18 protein-coding genes are annotated in these 19,019 nt (G+C 72.4%); 7 read left to right on the top strand and 11 right to left on the bottom strand.

Going from position 1 to position 19,019, the window contains the following annotated elements; genetic code table 11:
• From NF20_RS16315 to NF20_RS16290, 6 genes are all read right to left on the bottom strand, one after another.
• Positions 1 to 1,221 (bottom strand): CaiB/BaiF CoA transferase family protein, encoded by a 1,221-nt coding sequence (locus NF20_RS16315; protein ID WP_003874538.1) that lies wholly within the window; start codon positions 1,219 to 1,221, stop codon positions 1 to 3.
• 11 nt (positions 1,222 to 1,232) lie between these two features.
• Positions 1,233 to 2,147 carry a class I SAM-dependent methyltransferase gene (locus NF20_RS16310; RefSeq protein WP_003874539.1) on the bottom strand — a complete coding sequence of 305 codons (915 nt, stop codon included), beginning with the start codon at positions 2,145 to 2,147 and terminating at the stop codon, positions 1,233 to 1,235.
• A 158-nt stretch (positions 2,148 to 2,305) separates the two neighbouring features.
• Positions 2,306 to 4,444 carry a manganese-exporting P-type ATPase CtpC gene (gene ctpC, locus NF20_RS16305; protein ID WP_033711579.1) on the bottom strand — a complete coding sequence of 713 codons (2,139 nt, stop codon included), beginning with the start codon at positions 4,442 to 4,444 and terminating at the stop codon, positions 2,306 to 2,308.
• A gap of 10 nt (positions 4,445 to 4,454) precedes the next feature.
• Positions 4,455 to 4,736, bottom strand: a complete 282-nt coding sequence (locus tag NF20_RS16300) for a DUF1490 family protein (protein WP_009978763.1) — start codon at positions 4,734 to 4,736, stop codon at positions 4,455 to 4,457.
• A gap of 104 nt (positions 4,737 to 4,840) precedes the next feature.
• A complete protein-coding gene (locus NF20_RS16295) occupies positions 4,841 to 5,554 on the bottom strand; it encodes a TIGR03089 family protein (protein ID WP_196243835.1) in 714 nt (237 codons plus the stop codon).
• Between the two features lie 5 nt (positions 5,555 to 5,559).
• The gene (locus NF20_RS16290) at positions 5,560 to 7,032 is read right to left on the bottom strand and encodes an LCP family protein (protein WP_003874544.1); all 1,473 of its coding nucleotides are present in this window, start codon (positions 7,030 to 7,032) and stop codon (positions 5,560 to 5,562) included.
• A gap of 98 nt (positions 7,033 to 7,130) precedes the next feature.
• On the opposite strand from NF20_RS16290, the gene rfbD reads away from it, so the two are divergent.
• The 3 genes from rfbD to NF20_RS16275 are packed head-to-tail and all read left to right on the top strand — an operon-like array spanning position 7,131 to position 10,009.
• Complete coding sequence (gene rfbD / locus NF20_RS16285; RefSeq protein ID WP_033711580.1) at positions 7,131 to 8,054, top strand: dTDP-4-dehydrorhamnose reductase; 924 nt, start codon at positions 7,131 to 7,133, stop codon at positions 8,052 to 8,054.
• Between the two features lie 10 nt (positions 8,055 to 8,064).
• Positions 8,065 to 8,931, top strand: a complete 867-nt coding sequence (locus tag NF20_RS16280; protein WP_003878954.1) for a glycosyltransferase family 2 protein — start codon at positions 8,065 to 8,067, stop codon at positions 8,929 to 8,931.
• A gap of 1 nt (position 8,932) precedes the next feature.
• A complete protein-coding gene (locus tag NF20_RS16275) occupies positions 8,933 to 10,009 on the top strand; it encodes a sugar phosphate nucleotidyltransferase (protein WP_011725957.1) in 1,077 nt (358 codons plus the stop codon).
• Positions 10,010 to 10,081: 72 nt separating this feature from the next.
• Here NF20_RS16275 and NF20_RS16270 read toward each other — a convergent pair whose 3' ends face one another.
• The 4 genes from NF20_RS16270 to cofD are packed head-to-tail and all read right to left on the bottom strand — an operon-like array spanning position 10,082 to position 14,571.
• On the bottom strand, positions 10,082 to 10,624 hold the full coding sequence (locus NF20_RS16270) for an NUDIX hydrolase (RefSeq protein WP_019733955.1): 543 nt from the start codon (positions 10,622 to 10,624) through the stop codon (positions 10,082 to 10,084).
• Positions 10,621 to 12,201 (bottom strand): class I SAM-dependent methyltransferase, encoded by a 1,581-nt coding sequence (locus tag NF20_RS16265; protein ID WP_033711581.1) that lies wholly within the window; start codon positions 12,199 to 12,201, stop codon positions 10,621 to 10,623. The genes NF20_RS16270 and NF20_RS16265 overlap by 4 nt, the downstream gene beginning before the upstream one ends.
• 10 nt (positions 12,202 to 12,211) lie before the next feature.
• Positions 12,212 to 13,561, bottom strand: coding sequence for a coenzyme F420-0:L-glutamate ligase (locus NF20_RS16260; protein ID WP_033711582.1), 1,350 nt, complete (start codon positions 13,559 to 13,561; stop codon positions 12,212 to 12,214).
• Positions 13,558 to 14,571, bottom strand: a complete 1,014-nt coding sequence (gene cofD, locus NF20_RS16255; RefSeq protein ID WP_033717352.1) for a 2-phospho-L-lactate transferase — start codon at positions 14,569 to 14,571, stop codon at positions 13,558 to 13,560. Before cofD ends, NF20_RS16260 begins: the two co-directional genes overlap by 4 nt.
• A gap of 397 nt (positions 14,572 to 14,968) precedes the next feature.
• Here cofD and NF20_RS16250 point away from each other — a divergent pair, with 397 nt between their 5' ends.
• A complete protein-coding gene (locus NF20_RS16250; protein WP_011725952.1) occupies positions 14,969 to 15,307 on the top strand; it encodes a WhiB family transcriptional regulator in 339 nt (112 codons plus the stop codon).
• Positions 15,308 to 15,330: 23 nt separating this feature from the next.
• Here NF20_RS16250 and NF20_RS16245 read toward each other — a convergent pair whose 3' ends face one another.
• Entirely contained in the window at positions 15,331 to 15,753 is a 423-nt protein-coding gene (locus tag NF20_RS16245; protein WP_003874553.1) for a metallopeptidase family protein, read from the bottom strand.
• 186 nt (positions 15,754 to 15,939) lie between these two features.
• Between NF20_RS16245 and NF20_RS16240 the strand changes: the two genes are divergently transcribed.
• The 3 genes from NF20_RS16240 (at position 15,940) to NF20_RS16230 (ending at position 19,011) form a co-directional block, all read left to right on the top strand.
• The gene (locus NF20_RS16240) at positions 15,940 to 16,386 is read left to right on the top strand and encodes a DUF3499 domain-containing protein (protein ID WP_180896997.1); all 447 of its coding nucleotides are present in this window, start codon (positions 15,940 to 15,942) and stop codon (positions 16,384 to 16,386) included.
• Between the two features lie 112 nt (positions 16,387 to 16,498).
• Positions 16,499 to 17,914, top strand: coding sequence for a phosphomannomutase/phosphoglucomutase (locus NF20_RS16235; protein WP_019733651.1), 1,416 nt, complete (start codon positions 16,499 to 16,501; stop codon positions 17,912 to 17,914).
• Positions 17,911 to 19,011: a hypothetical protein gene (locus NF20_RS16230; protein WP_003878948.1), complete on the top strand. Its 1,101-nt coding sequence runs from the start codon at positions 17,911 to 17,913 to the stop codon at positions 19,009 to 19,011. Before NF20_RS16235 ends, NF20_RS16230 begins: the two co-directional genes overlap by 4 nt.
• The last annotated feature ends 8 nt before the right edge of the window (positions 19,012 to 19,019 follow it).

The raw sequence follows: 19,019 nt of genomic DNA, 5'->3' as shown, positions 1-19,019 counted from the left end.
TCACGACGCGGTCTGCGGTGCGCCCAGGTACTCCTCGGTGTGCTGACCCAGCGCCGGGGGAGGGTCGGTGGCCCAGCCGGCCGACGCCGCCTCGAAGCTGGAATACCTTGCCGGAGTGCGGATTACCGTGACGGCGTCGGCACCCTCGCCGACCTGCAGGGCGAGCTCGTTCTCGGCGAACAGCGGGGTGCCCACCACCTGCTTCCAGGTGTAGGCGTGGCAGGCCATCAGCCCGGCGTCCTGCAGCAGCCGGACCCATTCGTCGGCGGTCTTGGCGGCCAGCGCCTTCTCCAGCTCCTCGGTCAGCTCGGGGTAGTTCAGCGCGCGGGAGCGCTGGTCGGCGAACCGTTCGTCGTCGCGCAGGTCGGGCCGGCCGATGACCTCGCACAGCTTGTCCCAGTGCTTGGGCACGTACGCGCTGATCACCAGGTAGCCGTCGGCGGCCTTGAACGCATCCGACGGCTGGGTGGCGAAACCAACACCCTTGCGCCGCTTGGGTTTTGACGCCGAATCGCTCGGCTTGTGGTCGGCGTTCGGCTTGTTGAGGTGGATGGTCAGCTGGCTGGCCTGCAGGCTGACCGCCACGTCGTACATGGCGACCCGCACCACGTCGGCCACCCCGTGCCGCTCCCGGTTGAGCAGCGCGGCCAGCACCGCCTGGGCCAGCACGTGCCCGCTGGCGGCGTCGACCAGCTGGAACGGGATGATCTGGGGTTTGCCGGTAGGGGTGGGCATCCCGGTGGTCATGCCCGACTCGGCGGCCACCATCAGGTCCACCCCCGGCCGGCTGCCCTCCGGGCCGTTGCCGCCGTAGGCGGACAGCCGGGCGTAGACGAGTCTGGGGTTGCGGCCCTGCAGCTCCTCGGGGCCCAGGCCCATCCGTTCCATCACCCCGGGCCGAAACCCTTCCAGCACAACGTCGGCGGTGTCGACCAGTCGCAGGATCCGCTGCTTGGCCTCGTCGTCGCGCAGGTCGGCCAGCACCGACTTCTTGCCCCGGTTGTGCGGCAGGAACAGGGTGGCCAACGGCGGACGGCCGGGCAGCACGGCGGTGATGTGCCGGGCCGCCTCGCCGATCGGCGCCTCGATCTTGATGACCTCGGCGCCCAGGTCGGCCAGCACCTGACCGGCCATCGGCCCGGCGATGTTCTGGGTGAAGTCGAGCACCCGGAATCCGTCAAGGGGCTTGGGGGGCTTGCCGTTCGGCGTCTCGTGTGGCATGCGTTGGGTTCCTAACCTGCCTTGTTCAGCACCGCGGTGCAGTAGTAATTCTGGGCGAACGGCGCGCCGGGCTCGGTCGACTGCAGCGGCAGCCCGTTGTTGGCCAGCATCTGGTTCAGCGGTGTGCGCACCGGCTGCCAGCCCAGCTGCTGCAGGTAGCTGGCCGGGTCGTTGCGCTCGCCGGGGAAGCCCAGGTCGTCCAGGGCGACGTCCAGGCCGTGCCGCCGCCACTTTTCGCCGGCCGCATTCAAGGCGTCCCCGCTGGCGCCGGTGTTGGCGAAGACCTCGGCCACCAACTGGCTGCCGTCGGCGGACAGCGCGGTGACGTTGTCCAGCAACCGATCCTGGGCCTGCGGCGGCAGGAAGCCGAGGAGCCCCTCGGCGGCCCAGGCGGCGGGGCGCCCGACGTCGAAGCCCGCCTGCCGCAGCGCCGACGGCCAGTCGTGGCGCAGGTCGACCGCGACGGCGCGCACCGGCGCGGTGGGCTCGGCGCCGAGCTGGGCGATGGTGGCGGCCTTGAACTCGAGCACCCGCGGTTGGTCGATCTCGAACACCGTGGTGCCGGCCGGCCAGGGCAGCCGGTAGGCGCGGGCATCCAGGCCGGAGGCCAGGATCACCACCTGTCGGATTCCCGCGGCGCCCGCCTCGGCGAAGAACGCGTCGATGTAGCGGGTGCGGGCGGTGAGCATGTCGGTCATGCGCTGCATGCCCCACGCCGCCCCGGGCACGTCGACGTCGGCGGCGTCCAGTTCGCCGGCGGCCCACCGGGTGAAGAAGTCGACGCCCACGGCGCGCACCAGCGGCTCGGCGAACGGGTCGTCGATCAGGCCGTCCCGGGTGGCCCGGGCCCGTCCGGCGGCCACCATGGTGGCGGTCGCGCCCACGCTGGTGGCCAGGTCCCAGGTGTCGTCGTCGGTGCGCGCCATCGAGGAAGCCCCTTCCGCTCTACCGTTAGCCACAATAACTACCGGCGGCCGGCCGCATCCCGGCGCCCGGCCCCCCGGCCCTCGCCGCCGCGCACGGGGCGGACTGGCGGCGCCGTGTGGCAGGGCGTGCGGGCCTGGCGGGGCGGGGAGTGCGGCTGTCAGTTCAGCCGGTAGCGGATCAGCCGGGAGCTGTTGGCCACCACCGCCACCGACGACGCGTTGTGCAGGATGGCGGCCAGCACCGGGGACAGCGCGCCGCCGGCGCCGATGATCAGCCCCGCGGCGTTGACGGCGATGGACATGCCGTAGTTCTCCCGGATGACGTCGACGGCGCGCGAGCCCAGGTCCCGCACGTCGAGCAGCCGGTGCAGGTCGTCGTTGGACAGCGCCACGTCGGCGGTCTCCACGGCGACGTCGGTGCCGGCCAGGCCCATCGCGATGCCGATGTCGGCGGCGGCCAGCGCCGGCGCGTCGTTGATGCCGTCGCCCACCATGCCGACGACGAAGCCCTCCTCCTGCAGATCGCGCACCGCGGCGAGCTTGTCCTCCGGCATCACCTCGGCGCGCCACTCGTCGATGCCGAGCTCGTCGGCCACCACCGCGGCGATGTCGGGATGATCGCCGGTGAGCATCACGATCCGCCGAATACCGTTGGCGCGCAACTTCTTCAACACACCGGCGGCCTCGGGACGGACCTCGTCGCGCAGGCTGATCAGCCCGACCAGTGTGCCGTCTACCGCGAGCAGCAGCGGGGTCTCGGCCTGGCGGCGCAGCTTGTCCACCCACTCCTTGGCCTTCTTGGACACCTTGACCTTCTCGGCCTGCAGCAGCGACGGGCTGCCCAGCAGCAGGGTCCGGCCGTCGGCCCAGGTGCGCATGCCCAGCCCGACCAGCACCTCGCACTCCTCGTGCGGAGGAATGGTGATGTGGCGTTCCTCGGTGGAGCGGATCACCGCCTCGGCCAGCGGGTGCCGGGAGTGGATCTCCGAGCTGGCGGCATACGCCAGCACCTGCTCGGGCTCCCAATCCTTGTGCATGGCAACGATATTGGTGACCACCGGCCGGCCGACGGTGAGCGTGCCGGTCTTGTCGAAGACGATCGCGTCGACCTGGCCGGCCTGCTCGAGGTGCGAGCCGCCCTTGATCAGGATGCCGCGCCGGGCGCCGTTGCCGATCGCCGCGCTGATCGCCGTCGGGGTGGCCAGCCCGACCGCGCACGGGCAGGCGATCAGCAGCATCGTCATGGCCCGGCGGACGTCGCCGGTGACCGCCAGGGTGATGGCCGACACGATGAACGAGGTGGGAACGAAACGGCGCGAGAAGTTTTCGCCGACGGTCTGGATCGGCGCCCGGTCGTGCTGCGCCTCTTCGACCCGGGTGATGATGCGCCCGATGGTGGTCTGGTTGCCGACGGCGCGGGCGCGCACCACCAGGCGGCCGCGCACCACCACCGAGCCGGCGTGCACCGGCATTCCGACCACCACGCTGACCGGCAGGTTCTCCCCGGTGATCGCGGACTGGTCGACGATCGCCTCGCCGTCGATCACCTCGCCGTCCACCGGGATGGCGACGTGGTCGTGCACCACCACCTCGTCACCGATCTGCAGGGTGTCGGTGGCCACCTGAATCTCGTTGTGCTCCAGGCGAATCCACGCCGTATCCTGGCTGCCGCGCAGCAGCTCGGAGATGGCGCGCCGGGTCCGGCGCAGCGTCAGGTCCTGCAGGTACTCGCCGATGTTGAGCAGCCACAGCACGGTCAGCGCGACCACGTTCTCGCGCAACACCAGGCTGGCCACGGTCGCGGCCGAGACCAGCGCGTCGGTGCCGGCCCGCCCGGAGCGCAGCGAGCGCAGCGCGCCGCGCAGGAAGGGGTAGCCAGTGAACACGGTGACGCCGGTGGCGAACAGCCGACCGCTGGGGCCCAGCAGCGGCGGGCGGACGAACACGTAGCGGCGCACGCCGAGCAGGGCCAGCACCGCGCCGCCGATCACCATGCGCAGCACGTCGGCGTTGCGGATCTCCGAGGAGTGCGGCGCGCGGGCCGGGATCAGCTCGGCGGCGACGTGGGCGGCCTCGCCGATGGCGGCCAGCACCGCGGACCGGTCGCAGCGCCGCGGTGAATACCAGATGACCACCGAGCCGGTGCGCGGGTAGGCGTGCACCACCCGCACGCCGTCGCACTTGGCCACCGCCTCTTCGACCGCCACGGCGCGCCGCGAGTCGGCGCGCACCCACCCGACTGACACCCGCATCCGTCCGGCCGCATCCGAAATAACTTGCAGCGCAGGGTCTTCCATAGCGGAAGGGTCAGTGCTCGTGGTCGTGGGTGTCGGCGATCGATGGTGTGGGCGCCTCCTCGCCGATGCGCTCGCGGGCCTCGGCCATCACGTCGGCCAGCTTGAGCCGCGCCGACTCGGCGGCCTCCTCGGCCTTGCGGGTGCCGCGCAGGCCCAGTTCGGCCCCCTTGACGGCCGTCTCGTGCAGGGGCGCCTTGGCCACGGCCTTGCGCACCACCTCGTAGGCCGTCACGCCGACCAACCCGGTGACCACCGTCCCTGCCGCCTTCGCCAACAGCCCGTAGACCGCCATTGCCGCAACCTTCCTGTCGTGTGCGCGTTCAGCCCATGCTCGCACGACGTTAACATCGAAATATAGCGATATCAATATGTATCGGGCCGCCCGAAGGCGGGCGCTCACAGCACCCGGGTGACCTTCTCGGATTCGATCCGGCGCTGCCGCACCGCCGGGTCGGCATTGGCCACCTGAACCAGCGAGCCGCCGACGGCCAGGATCGCCAGCAGCCCGTCCACCAGCGCGTCGGGATCCGGCCACGACGCGCTGGAAAGCACCCGGTCGGCCGCCGTCAAACCCCGTGCCGCCGCGGAACTTCGGCACTGCTGCAGCACCTGGTCGACCGAGCGGCCGTCCAGCGCCGGGCCCGGTCGCGGCTCGGGCACGATCTGGTCGCCGTGCACCCGCACCGCGGTGGCGTAGTCGGTCACCCCGATCGGCAGGTCGCTCACCGGGCGGCCGAACGGATCCAGCGACAGCACCGCCACCTCGCCGGCGCCGGTGGCGTCGGCCTCGTCCAGCCGCGGCGGCGTGCACACGGCCAGATCGGCCGGGCCGGCGAGCACCGCCTCGGCGCCGATCCACCACACCCCGAACAGCACCGCCGCCGTCTGCCAGTGCGCGGGCAACAGGATCGCGACCCGGCTGGCCGGTCCGGCGCCGAGTTCGTCGCGCAGCAGGTTGCCGGTCTTGGCGGCCCAGTTGGCCAGCGTCACACCGGAGAGCTCGATGCGCTCGCCGGTCGCGTCGTCGTAGTAGGTGATGCGCGGACCGACCGGGTCGGCCCGCAGCATGGGATCCAGGATCGCCGCGGACAGCGTGCTCGATTGGCGCACCGGCGCTAGTTTATGCACTCCGGCTTGTCGGAGCCGGCGGTCAGGATCGGCGACGGCGCGGGCGCCTTGTCGTTGGTGCTCACCGCGCCGGCGGTGGACACCTTGGCGGGCATGATCGATTCGGTGCCCGACAGGCCCGAGCCGGGACCGCTGTAGTCGTTGGCCAGCACCACCCGCACCGCGCCCGGCGCCAGCGAGCTGTCGGCCACCACCGGCAACCCGCCCAGTTCCTTGGACACCTCTTTGGCGCCCAGGTCGTCGCTCTTGGCGGCGCGCACCTGGCTGGTCTTGACGTGCCCCCCGTCGTTGTTGCCCACCGTGCCGGTGGCAAAGCCCTTGGCGCTCAACACATCCGAGACGGCCGCAGCCAGACCGTTGATGTCGGTGTCGTTGACGACGCTGGCAGTGGTCTTGGCCGGGGTGTAGGCGATCTCCTCGGTCTTGCCCTGCTCCTGGTCGTGCAGCAGGCTGCCCACCCAGTCGGCGACCTGGTGCGGGTCCACCCGCACCACGCTCTGCATGCCGTCGTCGCTCCAGCCGGCGCCGTCCAGCACCGGGATGGTGGCGAACGCGACGTTGCCGCCGGCCAGCTTCTGCATCTGCTGCACGAAGTCCATCACGTCCCAGCCCGCAGAGATCACGACCGAGCGCTGCACGGCGGCCTCCAGCCGCTTGACCGTGGCGGGGCTGGACAGCGTCTGCCCGGAGATGACCCGGTGCGCCAGCGAGGCCATCACCACCTGCTGGCGCACCACCCGGTCCAGGTCGCCGCGCGGCAGTTCGTGGCGCTGGCGCACGAAGCTCAGCGCCTCCGGGCCGCTGAGCCGCTGCGGGCCGGCCGGGAAGTCGGCACCCGAAAGCGGTTCGAACACCGGCTCTTTGAGGCACACGTCGACGCCGCCGAGCGCGTCGGTGATCAGCGCGAAACCAAGCAGGCCGATCTCGGCGTAGTGGTCGACGGTGACGCCGGTGAGGTCGGCGACGGTCTTGATCAGCGCCTCACGACCGGCCTCGGTGCCCTGGGCCGCGGCGTCTTCGGCCGAGTCGCCGGCCTTGACCAGGCTGGCGCGCTTGGCCTCCCGGGTCTGACCGTAGACACCGTTGATCTTGGTCTTGCCCAGCCCCGGCGCGGCGACGTAGGAGTCGCGCGGGATCGAGATCGCGGTCGCCGACTTCCCGTTGTTGGGGATGCGGATCAGGATGATGGTGTCGGTGTTGGTGGCCTCCTCGTCGCCGGCCCGCAGCGTCTCCAGCTCCTGCTGCGACAGCGGGTTGCCGTGCGCGTCGGTCCGGCTGTCCAGGCCCACCAGCAGGATGTCGATCGCGCCGTCGTCGCCGCCCTTGCCCAGCGACGGCGCCGACATGTGAAAGATGCCGTCTTCGAAGGACCGGACGTTGCTCCACGCGATCCCGGTGCCGAGCACGACCGCGAGCGTCAGCGCGGTGGCAATCACACGAACCACACGTTGCACAGGCATCCCACTACATTACTTGCGACACACTGGCTTCACGGGTAGCCGGCGCCCGCGTGCCCCGGCCGTCCCGGCGGCCCGAGCCGTCATGCCAAACTCGAACCATGTCAGGCAGGATCGTGATCGCCGGCGCCGGTGGGCAGCTGGGCGGCTATGTGAGCGCGCTGGCGGCGGGTCAGGGCCGTGACGTGGTGGCGCTGACGTCCGCGCAGTGGGACATCACCGACCCGGCGGCGGCCGAACGCATCGTGCGGCCCGGCGACGTGGTGATCAACTGCGCGGCCTACACCGACGTCGACGGCGCCGAGAGCGACGAGGCGGGCGCCTTCGCGGTCAACGAGGCCGGCCCCGGGCATATCGCGCGGGCCTGCGCGCGCGCCGGCGCCCGGCTGCTCCACGTCTCCACCGACTACGTGTTCGGCGGCGAGTCCCCGGCCGGCGCCCCGGACCGGCCGCGCCCCTACGAGCCCGGCGACCCCGTCGCCCCGCAGGGCGTGTACGCCCGCAGCAAGGTCGCGGGGGAGCGGGCCGTGCTGGCGGCGCTGCCGGATCCCGCGCAGGGCGTCGTGGTGCGCACCGCCTGGGTCTACACCGGCGGCACCGGCAAGGACTTCGTCGCCGTCATGCGCCGGCTGGCCGCGGGGGAGGGCCCGGTGCAGGTGGTCGACGACCAGATCGGGTCGCCGACCTACGTCGGCGACCTGGCGGCCGCGCTGCTGCAGATCGTCGACGACCGGGTGCCCGGGCCGGTCCTGCACGCCGCCAACGAGGGCGCGGTGTCCCGCTTCGAGCAGGCCCGCGCGGTCTTCGAGGAATGCGGCGCCGACCCGGCGCGGGTGCGGCCGGTGGGCACCGAGCACTTTCCCCGGCCGGCGCCGCGGCCGACCTACTCGGCGCTGGGCAGCCGCGAGTCCGCCGCGGCCGGGCTGCGGCCGCTACGGCCCTGGCGCCCTGCGCTTGTCGCCGCGCTCACCAACGCTGGTAGCCCGGCCGCGGCGGATCGACCGATACCCTCTACGCGTGACTGACGTGCTGCCGGTGGTGACGGTGACCTATTCACCGGGCCCGCACCTGGAGCGCTTCCTGGCGTCGCTGTCGCTGGCCACCGAACGCGAGGTGTGCGTGCTGCTGGCCGACAACGGCTCCACCGACGGGACGCCGCAGGCCGCCGTCGAGCGCTACCCCAACGTGCGGCTGTTTCACACCGGCGCCAACCTCGGCTACGGCACCGCGGTGAATCGTGCTGTGGCACAGCTGGATCGCGGCGGCGAGTGGGTGATCGTCGCCAACCCGGACGTGCAGTGGGGCCCGGGCAGCATCGACGCGCTGCTGGACGCGGCGGCGCGCTGGCCGCGGGCCGGCGCGCTGGGCCCGCTGGTGCGCGACCCCGACGGGTCGGTGTACCCGTCGGCGCGGCACCTGCCCAGCCTGGTGCGCGGCGGCATGCACGCGGTCGTCGGGCCGTTCTGGAAGAACAACCCGTGGTCGACGGCCTACCGCCAGGAGCGGCTGGAGCCCAGCGAGCGGCCGGTGGGCTGGCTGTCGGGTTCGTGCCTGCTGGTGCGCCGCTCGGCATTCGAGCGGGTCGGCGGGTTCGACGAGCGCTACTTCATGTACATGGAGGACGTCGACCTCGGCGACCGGCTGGGCAAGGCCGGCTGGCTGTCGGTCTACGTGCCGTCGGCCGAGGTGCTGCACCACAAGGGCCACTCCACCGGGGCCGACCCGGCCAGCCACCTGGCCGCCCACCACCGCAGCACCTATATGTTTCTGGCCGACCGGTATTCCGGTTGGATGCGCGCGCCGCTGCGCTGGGCGCTGCGCGCGTCGCTGGCGGTGCGCGCCCGGCTGATGGTGCGCAGCGCGCTGCGCGAGTCCGGGCGGCGGGTAGAAGGGCGGCACTGAGGTGGGAACTCCCGAAGTCGACGTGGTGATCCTGGTGGGCGGCAAGGGCACCCGGCTGCGGCCGCTGACCCTGTCGGCGCCCAAGCCGATGCTGCCCACCGCCGGGCTGCCGTTCCTCACCCACCTGCTGTCCCGGATCGCCGCGGCCGGCATCGAGCACGTCATCCTGAGCACGTCGTATCAGGCCGCGGTGTTCGAGGCGGAGTTCGGCGACGGCTCCAAGCTGGGTCTGCAGATCGAGTACGTGACCGAGGAGCGGCCGCTGGGCACCGGCGGCGGCATCGCCAACGTCGCCGGCCAGCTGCGGCACGACACCGTGATGGTGTTCAACGGCGACGTGCTCTCCGGTGCCGACCTGGGCCAGATGCTCGACTTCCACGCCGCGCAGCAGGCCGACGTCACCCTGCACCTGGTCCGGGTGAGCGATCCGCGCGCCTTCGGCTGCGTGACCACCGAGGACGGCCGGGTCACCGCGTTCCTGGAGAAGACCCAGGACCCGCCGACCGACCAGATCAACGCCGGCTGCTACGTCTTCGCCCGCCGCGTCATCGACCGGATCCCGCGCGGCCGCGAGGTGTCGGTGGAGCGCGAGGTGTTCCCCGCGCTGCTGTCCGATCCCGACGTCACGGTGTGCGGCTACGTCGACGCCACCTATTGGCGCGACATGGGCACCCCCGAGGACTTCGTGCGCGGCTCGGCGGATCTGGTGCGCGGCATCGCGCCGTCGCCGGCCCTGCACGGCCACCGCGGCGAGCAGCTGGTGCACGACGGCGCGGCGGTGTCGCCGGGCGCCGTGCTGATCGGCGGCACCGTCGTCGGCCGGGGCGCCGAGATCGGCCCCGGCGTCCGGCTGGACGGCGCGGTGATCTTCGACGGCGTCAAGGTGGAGGCCGGCAGCGTGATCGAGCGCTCGATCGTCGGGTTCGGCGCGCGCATCGGCCCGCGCGCGCTGATCCGCGACGGGGTGATCGGCGACGGCGCCGACATCGGGGCGCGCTGCGAGCTGCTGCGCGGCGCCCGGGTGTGGCCCGGCGTGTCGATCCCCGACGGCGGGATTCGCTACTCCTCCGACGTCTGAGGCTCGCGTTCGCTTTCGCGTTCGCTTTCGCCGGGCGTCACGCCAGCGTGACGCCCGCCGCCGGCGGCCACGCTAGCGTGACGCTCGCGTGGCCTGGGCGACCAGATAGGCCAGCGCGTGATCGGTGCCCGCGGGTAGCGCGTCGACGGGCCACCAGCGCAGGTCCTCGGACTCGTCGCTGATCGCGATCCGGGCGCCGGCCGGCGCGTGCGCGACGAATTGCAGATCCAGATGCCGGGTGGGCAGCCCCAGCGAGCAGGTCACCGGATGCACGTGCAGCGCGGCCAACCCGGGCGCCATCCGCAGCCCGTCGATCCCGGACTCCTCGGTGGCCTCGCGCAACGCCGCCGCGACGATGCCGGCGTCGTCGTCGTCGCAGTGCCCGCCCAACTGCACCCACCGGCCCAGCCGGCGGTGCAGGGTCAGCAGCACCCGGTCGCCGGTGTGGTCGAGCACCAGCGTCGACGCGGTGACATGCCCGGGCTCGCACTCCCGCCGGCACGCGTCGGGGCGGGCGTGCACGAACGCCAACACCGCGTGCCGCAACGAATCCTGGGCCGCATCGGGCGGATCCCACTGCGTCAGCAGCGCCAGCACCGAGTCGCGCACGCTCACCGGGATGCCCGCCGTTTCCGGCGATCCCGCAGACACGCCCAGGCCGCGCGGCAGTCCGCCACCGCCCGGGGCGGGACGCCCAGCGCGTCGATCAGCACCCGGCGGTCCACGACGTCCAGCGCCTTGTCCAGCTCGCCGGCCTTCAGCAACAGGTCGACATCGCCGACCAGATCGGCGTCCGCGCACTCCGGCCGGGGCAGCGGCAGCTGCTCGGCCTCGCGCGGCTCCAGCTCCAGCACGCCCCCGCCGTAGCTGCGGCCCATGATCTCGGCGAACGCGAACGTGACGCTGTTGTGGAACACCGCGGCCAGCGCCGCCGGGTCGACGCCCGGCCCAACCCGCACCCGGTGCACGGTGTCGGTGCTGGTGGCCCCCGCGGCGTTGACCGTCAGCCGGGGCGCGGCGTGGATCTGGCGCAGCAGGAACAGATCGGGCTGCCACAGCGACGGCGTGCTCCACCACGGCGTGCGGATCGAGCACTTGTAGCCGCGGTGCACCCCGGCGGCCTCCCCGGCGCGGATGTGCGCGGTCAACGCGGGATCGGCCGGCTCGCGCGGCGCGTTGAGCAGCCAGCCGCGCTGCCCGGCGGCGAGATCGCTTGCCCGGCAATCGGTGTCGTAGATCAGCCCGGACAGCTGGGCGCTGCGCGAGACGAGGGGCACGCAGTGCCGGCGCAGCCCCAACGCGGTCACCTGCTCGTCGGTGAAGGTGAAAAAGGCGTTGCGGCCGGTCACGATGCCCACGTCCACCTCGGCGAGCGCGCCCAGCCGGGTCAGCGTCGCCGAGGCCTTGAGCGCGCGCAGCAGCTCGATCGCGGCCGGGTCCAGAAAGTACTTGGTCCACTTCTCGTGCTCGTGCAGCAGCGCGGGTGCGGACGCCAGGCGCTCGACGTCGATGTCCGCCAGGGCGTCCGCGCCGGCCAGGGTCACGGTGCGGATGCGCGCCGGACCCGTCCCGACGACGCCGCAGAACAACACCACCTCCTGCAGGACGCCGTCGAACACCAGCCGCTCGAAGGTCAGCAGCGTGATGTCGCGGAATCGGCTCAGCAGGAACTCGCGCAGCTGCGCGGCGTAGCCGACCTGCAGCAGCTCGGCCGGAAGCACCAGCCCCACCCGGCCGCCGTCGCGCACCAGCACGGTGCCGGCCACCACGAACGGCACCCAGGCGTTGGTCAGCCGGGTCGGCCGCAAACCCTCGCGCCGCAGCAACGCCAGCGCCGGATCGCGTTGCGGCGACGCCCAATTCCCGAACCGGATGTAGGGCGGATTGCCGGCGACGCCGTCCCAGCCGCCGTCCTCGGCGGTGGCGAGCCAGCTGAACAGGCTCTCGGCGGACACCGGTGCGAATCGCCGGGCCTTGGCCGCCTCGTGCGGGATCAGCTCGACGCCGTGCACCCGGTCGCTGAGCCGGGCCAGCTCGCGCAGGATCGCGCCGTCGCCGCAGGAGGGTTCGACGATCCTCGGCCCGGCCCGGCGCACCCAGTGGGCCAGGAACCGCGCCACCGGCGCCGGCGTGTAGTAGCCGCCGCGGACCTTGTCGGCCGAGGCCGCCGCCTTGCCCGCGAACGTCGTCACGCGCTCAGTATCACTTGCGGATCAGCAGATCCCCAGGGTCCGCCGGATCCCGCGGCCCGGCGGGTTCGGCGGCATAGCCGATGGCGATGGCCCCCAACGGCTCCCAGTCGGCGGGCAACCCGAGCTCGGCGCGCACCAGGTCGGCGGCGAAGATCGTGGAGCCGATCCAGCAGCTGCCCAGCCCGCGCACCGCCAACCCGACCAGCAGGGCCTGCACGGCCGCGCCGACCGCCACGGTGAACATGGTGTGCTCGGCGTCGGTGCGGGCGGCGTCGGGATAGCTGTGCGCGCCGTCGGGGACCAGCATCGGGATGACGACTTCGGGCGCGTCGTAGAGGATCTGGCCGCGCGCCACCCGGCGTTCGATCGACTCGGCGGGCCGGCCGTCGCCGGCCAGGTCGGCGCGCCACTTGTCCTTCATCGCGTCCAGCAGCCGGGTCCGCACCGCCGGGGTCTGCAGCCAGACGAACCGCACCGGGCGGGTGTGGTGCGGGGCCGGCGCGGTCAGGGCCTCGGCGACGGCCTCGCGCACCAGCTCCGCGGGCACCGGCTCGGCGCTGAACCGGCGCACCGAACGGCGCAGCAGCTGCGCCTGGCGGCGGCCCAACTCGATGGCCTCGGCGGTGCCCAGCCAGAACAGGTCCTCGGTGCCCGGCCGCAACAACTGCCGGGCGGTCGACCCGTCGTCGGTCACCGACAGCCCACGCACCACCGCCACCGGCATCGCGGTCAGTTTGCCCTTCACCAGATCGGCGGCCGCGGCGATCTCGTCGGCGATCGCCACCTCGGTGACCAGCAGCTCGTTGCCGTGCTGATCCACCGCACCCGAATAGCCGTGCAGCACAGCCAGTCCCGCCGCCCCCACTGCGGCGTCGGTCTGGCCGTTGCGCCAGGCGCGGCCCATGGTGTCGGTGACCAGCACGGCGACCTCGACGCCCAGCAGCTCGCGCAGCCGCGCGCGCAGCGCCGCGGCGCTGGCGTCGGGGTCCAGCGGCAGCAGCGCCAGCTCGTCGCGGCCGACGTTGGATCCGTCCACCCCGGCGGCGGCCTGCACCAGCCCGTGCCGGTTCTCGGTGATCAGGGTGCGGCCCTTGCGGGCCAGCACCCGGACGGCTTCCTCGTCGACCAGCCTGCGCCGCAGCCGATCGCGTTCCTCGGGATCGGCCGGCGCCGGCACCAGCCGGCCCTCGCACTTGGAGACGGCCTTGCTGGTGACGACGACGACGTCGCCGTCGCGCAGCCACGGCGCCGCCTTGGCGACGGCCGCCCCCAGATCGTCGCCGGGGCGGAATTCGGGCAGCCCGGCCACCGGCAGGATCTCGATCGGGGCGGCGGTGCCGTGCTCGCCGGCGGGACTCACGGCGTCACGCCCGCCAGCTGCAGCCCCGCGCTGACCATCTCGGCGGTCGCCGCGGGGTCGGTCATCATCAGCGGCACCGCGCGCACCGCCACCCCCTCGATGTCGGCGTGGTCGTCCTGGCTCACCAGCCAGCAATCCAGGATCCCGGTGCCCCGCCGCGCGCCGTAGTGGCGGCCGACGGCCTCGGCGGTGGATTCCACCCCGATCACCGACAGACAGGCATCGGCCATGCCGCGCAACGGCTTTCCACCGATGATCGGGGAGTAGCCGACGATCGGCGCGCCGGCCGCCCGCAACGCGCCGCGGACGCCGGGTACGGCCAGGATGGCCCCGACGCTCACCACCGGGTTGGACGGGGCGATCAGGATGGCGTCGGCGTCGGCGATGGCGGCGATGGTTTCCGTTGTCGCGGCTGCCTTTTCGGCGCCGACGAACGCGAAGCTGTGGGTGGGCACCTGGGCGCGGTAGCGCACCCACCACTCCTGGAAGTGGATGGCCCGCCGGCTGCCGTCGTCGGGATCGGTTATCACCACGTGTGTCTCGCACCGGTCGTCGCTGACCGGCAGCAGCCGCGCGCCGGGTTGCCAGCGGTCGCACAGCGCGGCGGTGATCTGTGTCAGCGGGTAGCCGGCGTTGAGCATCTGGGTGCGCACCAGGTGGGTGCCGATATCGCGGTCGCCCAGACCGAACCAGTCCGGCTGCACCCCGTAGCGCGCCAATTCCTCTTTGGCGTGCCAGGTTTCGTCGCGGTGCCCCCACCCTCGCTCCGGGTCCACACCTCCACCTAAGGTGTACATGCAGGTGTCCAAATCGGGGCAGACGCGCAGTCCGTGGATCCAGGCGTCATCGCCAATGTTGACGATCGCCGTCAGCTCGTGGCTGCCCGCCGCCGTGTCCGGGCGCCCGTGCGTATGCCGTTGCGCACGAAACTGACCCAGCCCGAACAACTGTTGAACACCCAGCAGGAAGCGGGCGCCGCCAACCCCACCGACCAGAACGGTGACCTTCACTTGAGCCTCACAGAGCACGACAGTACTGCCCGGCGACGCTGCGGTGTCGGGCCCGTCGCGGGCGCCTCAAAGTTGAGGTTGCACACCGCTTGTCGGGAAGCTGGTGGGGAAATTGTGAACGGTGTGATCGACACGCCGAAGGCGCAAAACAACAGAAACGCCGAAATTCGATCACGAGATGGTATGGAAATGCGCCAAAGTGCTTGACCCGGCAGGTCAACCCGTGTCTAATCACATCAGTGTCATTTCCCGGTTGGCCGGCCGACTCCGGTGTCGCAGACCGAGATTCGATCACTTGTTCGAATTGTCTGTACATCAGAACAGTGGGAACCAATCACACTCCAATCAAGCTGAGGAGGCGGACGACCGTATGTCTTACGAAAATCTTCGAGGCGCCATGGCGGGCACGCCGCACACCCCGATCGACTCGGCGCCGGCCCGTCCCGTCCGGCCGCACTTGACCGTGGTTCCTGATGCGCCAGTCGCATTCGAGCCCGAGCCGCTGCCGGCGCCCGTCGCCGACCAGTGGCAGGACCGGGCGCTGTGCGCGCAAACCGACCCGGAGGCCTTCTTCCCGGAGAAGGGCGGCTCCACCCGCGAGGCCAAGAAGATCTGCCTGGGCTGCGAGGTGCGCCACGAGTGCCTGGAGTACGCACTCGAGCACGACGAGCGCTTCGGCATTTGGGGCGGTCTGTCCGAACGCGAACGCCGCCGCCTCAAGCGCGGCATCATCTGACCCGCTCCCGCAACGACCGGGGGTCAGTCGTCGTCGATCGTCGGGTCGATGACCGAGGGTTCCACGTCGAGGTAGATGGCGACCTGGGCCACCAGGATTTCGTGCAGTAATTCCCCGAGTTCCACGGTATCCTTGGCCCGTCGCTCAATTGGCTTGCGGAACAACACAATTCGCGCTCGCGTGGCGTTGCCGCGGATGTCGACACCGGCGGGGATCAACCGGGCCAGCGGAATCGGGCCGTCGGCGATCACCTCCGGCGGCCACTGCACACTGTCGGGATCCTTGGCCGAGATGCGCGGGATCTCGTCGACCGCCACGTCCAGGTCGGCCAGCCGGTCCTGCCAGTCCCGCTCGATGGGTTCGTAGGCCTCCAGCACCGCCATGTCGAAGCGTTCGGCGCGGCTGCGCCATCCCGGCACGGTAGGCGGCAGCAGCGGGCCGCGCATGTCGCGGCCCCTGCGCGAGAGCCGGCGCGGAGCCGATCGTCGCGAAAACCGGCCGCTTCGGCCGGAGCTGCGCGAATCGCCACGGGATTCACTCATCGGGCCGATGGTAACGGTTGCACATCGGGGGCCGCGGCGTTGCGCGTGTCCGGCGCTTCGGCGGCGTTTGCGCACGATAGCCTTTCGAGCGTGAACGTTCCCCGTCGCTGTTGCCGGCCCGGGTGCCCGCACTACGCCGTGGCGACCCTGACGTTCGTCTACTCGGACTCGACGGCAGTCGTCGGCCCGCTGGCGACCGCACGGGAACCGCATTCCTGGGATTTGTGCGTCAACCACGCCGGCCGGATCACCGCCCCGCGCGGGTGGGACCTGGTGCGCCACGCCGGGCCGCTGCCCACCCACCCCGACGAGGACGACCTGGTCGCCCTCGCCGACGCGGTCCGCGAAGGCGGTTCGGCCGAGCGCACGCTGCCCTACGCCGGTGCGGCGGTGCCCCGAAACGGCTTCGGCGATCCGCATCTTCACCCCGGCGGCGCCCAGGCCACCGCGCCGAGCAGCAGCCTGATCGCCCCGCCCGAGCAACGTTCCGGACGGCGCCGCGGGCATCTGCGGGTGCTGCCCGACCCCAGCGACTGACCCGGGCCGCACCCGATGGGGGCGCACCCGAATCCGCGCGCACCGCGGCGGCCGGTGTTCTCCCCGGCCCGATAGGCTGGCGGCCAAGAGTTCACGTCGTCAGGAGTCCCGCATGTCCCGGCCCGCCGCGACTGTCCACCGTGTCGTCAAGGCGTACGACGTGCGTGGGCTGGTCGGCGAAGAGCTCGACCAGCCGCTGGTCGCCGACCTCGGCGCGGCCTTCGCCAAACTGATGCGCGCCGAGGGCGCCGGCCAGGTCGTCATCGGCCACGACATGCGCGACAGCTCACCCACCCTGGCCGCCGCGTTCGCCGCCGGGGTGACCGGGCAGGGTCTGGACGTGGTGCGCATCGGGCTGGCGTCCACCGATCAGCTCTACTTCGCCTCCGGCCTGCTGGACTGCCCCGGCGCGATGTTCACCGCGAGCCACAACCCGGCGGCCTACAACGGGATCAAGCTGTGCCGCGCCGGCGCCCGGCCGGTCGGCGCCGACAGCGGGTTGCGCATCATCGCCGACGACGTGATCGCCGGCGTCGAGGACTACGACGGGCCACCGGGATCGGTCGGCGACCGCGACGTGCTGGCCGACTACGGGCGGTTCCTGCGCTCGCTGGTAGACACCTCCGGGCTGCGCCCGCTGCGGGTCGCCGTCGACGCCGGCAACGGCATGGCCGGCCTCACCACGCCCGCGGTGCTCGGCCCGATCGAGTCGATCACGTTGGCGCCCTTGTACTTCGAGCTCGACGGCTCCTTCCCGCACCACGAGGCCAACCCGCTGGACCCGGCCAACCTGGTCGACCTGCAGGCCTACGTGCGCGAGACCGGCGCCGACATCGGCCTGGCCTTCGACGGCGACGCCGATCGCTGCTTCGTGGTCGACGAGCGCGGCAACCCGGTGTCGCCGTCGACCGTGACCAGCCTGGTGGCCGCCCGCGAACTCGGCCGCGAGATCGGCGCGACGATCATCCACAACGTGATCACCTCGCGCGCGGTGCCCGAGCTGGTCAGCGAGCGCGGCGGCACCCCGCTGCGCTCGCGGGTGGGGCACTCCTACATCAAGGCGCTGATGGCCGACACCGGCGCGATCTTCGGCGGCGAGCACTCGGCGCACTACTACTTCCGCGACTTCTGGGGCGCCGACTCGGGGATGCTGGCCGCGCTGTACGTGCTGGCCGCCCTCGGCGAACAGGACCGCCCGCTGTCCGAGCTGACCGCGGACTACCAGCGCTACGAGTCGTCCGGCGAGATCAACTTCACCGTCGCCGACGCCGGGCAGTGCACCGAAGCGGTGCTGAGGTCGTTCGGCACCCGGATCCACTCCCTGGACCACGTGGACGGGGTGACCGTGGACCTGGGCGACGGCAGCTGGTTCAACCTGCGCAGCTCCAACACCGAACCGCTGCTGCGGCTCAACGTGGAGGGCCGCACGGCAGAGGACGTCGCCGCGGTGGTCGCCCAGATCAGCGCCGAGATCGCCGCGATCACCGCGGGAACGACGACCGAGGCGGACGCGGGGGCGGCGCCGTGAACGCCACCCGCGCAATCGATCTGGAGGACACCGAGGGCCTGCTGAGCGCCGACCGCGACGGCCTGCTGCGGGCCGCGTCGTCGGCCGGCGCGCAGGTGCGGGCCATCGCCACCGCGGTCGAGGAGGGCGCGCTGGAGCCGCTGCGGGTCGAGGACCGGCCGCGCAGCGTGATCTGGGTGGCCGGCCGCGGAACCGCCGAGACCGCCGGGGTGATGCTGTCGGCGACGCTCGGGGGAGTGGCCTCGCAGCCGTTCGCGCTGGCCGGCGAGGCGCCGCCGTGGGTGGGCCCGCTCGACGTGCTGGTCGTCGCCGGCGACGACCCCGGCGACCCGGCGCTCGTCGCCGCCGCCGCGACCGGGGTGCGCCGCGGCGCGCGGGTGGTGGTCGTCGCGCCGTACGAGGGACCGCTGCGCGATTCCACCGCGGGCCGCGCCGCCGTGCTGGCGCCCCGACTGTGGGTGCCCGACGAGTTCGGCCTGTGCCGGTATTTGGCCGCCGGGCTGGCGGTGGTCCACGCCGTGGACCCGCGGCCCAGCGTCGACCTGGGGCTGCTCGCCGACGAGCTGGACGCCGAGGCGCTGCGCAACAGCGCCGGGCGCGAGCTGTTCACCAACCCGGCCAAGCTGCTGGCCGCGCGGATCGCCGATCGCCAGGTCGCGCTGGCCGGCGACAGCGCGGCGACCCTGGCGCTGGCCCGGCACGGCAGCTCCGTGCTGTTGCGGGTGGCCAACCAGGTGACCCCGGCCACCGGGCTGGCCGACGCGGTGGTCGCCATGCGCGCGGCGGTGCCGCGCGCCCTGGAGGATCCGGACGCCGCGCTGTTCCACGACGAGCAGATCGACGGGCCGCTGCCGCCCCGGCTGCGGGTGCTGGCGGTGGTGCTGGCCGCCGAGCAGACGGTGGTGGCCGCCCGCACGGCCGGGCTCGACGACGTGTACCTGCTGGCCGCCGAGGATGTGCCCGACGGCCCCGGCGGCTCGGCCGGCTCCGGCGTGTCACCCGCACTCGGCGGGCCCGGGCGGACCGAGCAGCAGCTGGCGGTGCTGGCCGTCCGGCTGGAGATGGCCGCCGTTTACATGCGACTGGTGCGGGGATAGATAGAACA

It is taken from the genome of Mycobacterium sp. MAC_080597_8934, from assembly GCF_000523975.1.
Taxonomy (GTDB): domain Bacteria; phylum Actinomycetota; class Actinomycetes; order Mycobacteriales; family Mycobacteriaceae; genus Mycobacterium; species Mycobacterium avium.
Note: the sequence above shows the minus strand (reverse complement) of the source record. Positions and strands in the feature narration are given on the sequence as shown.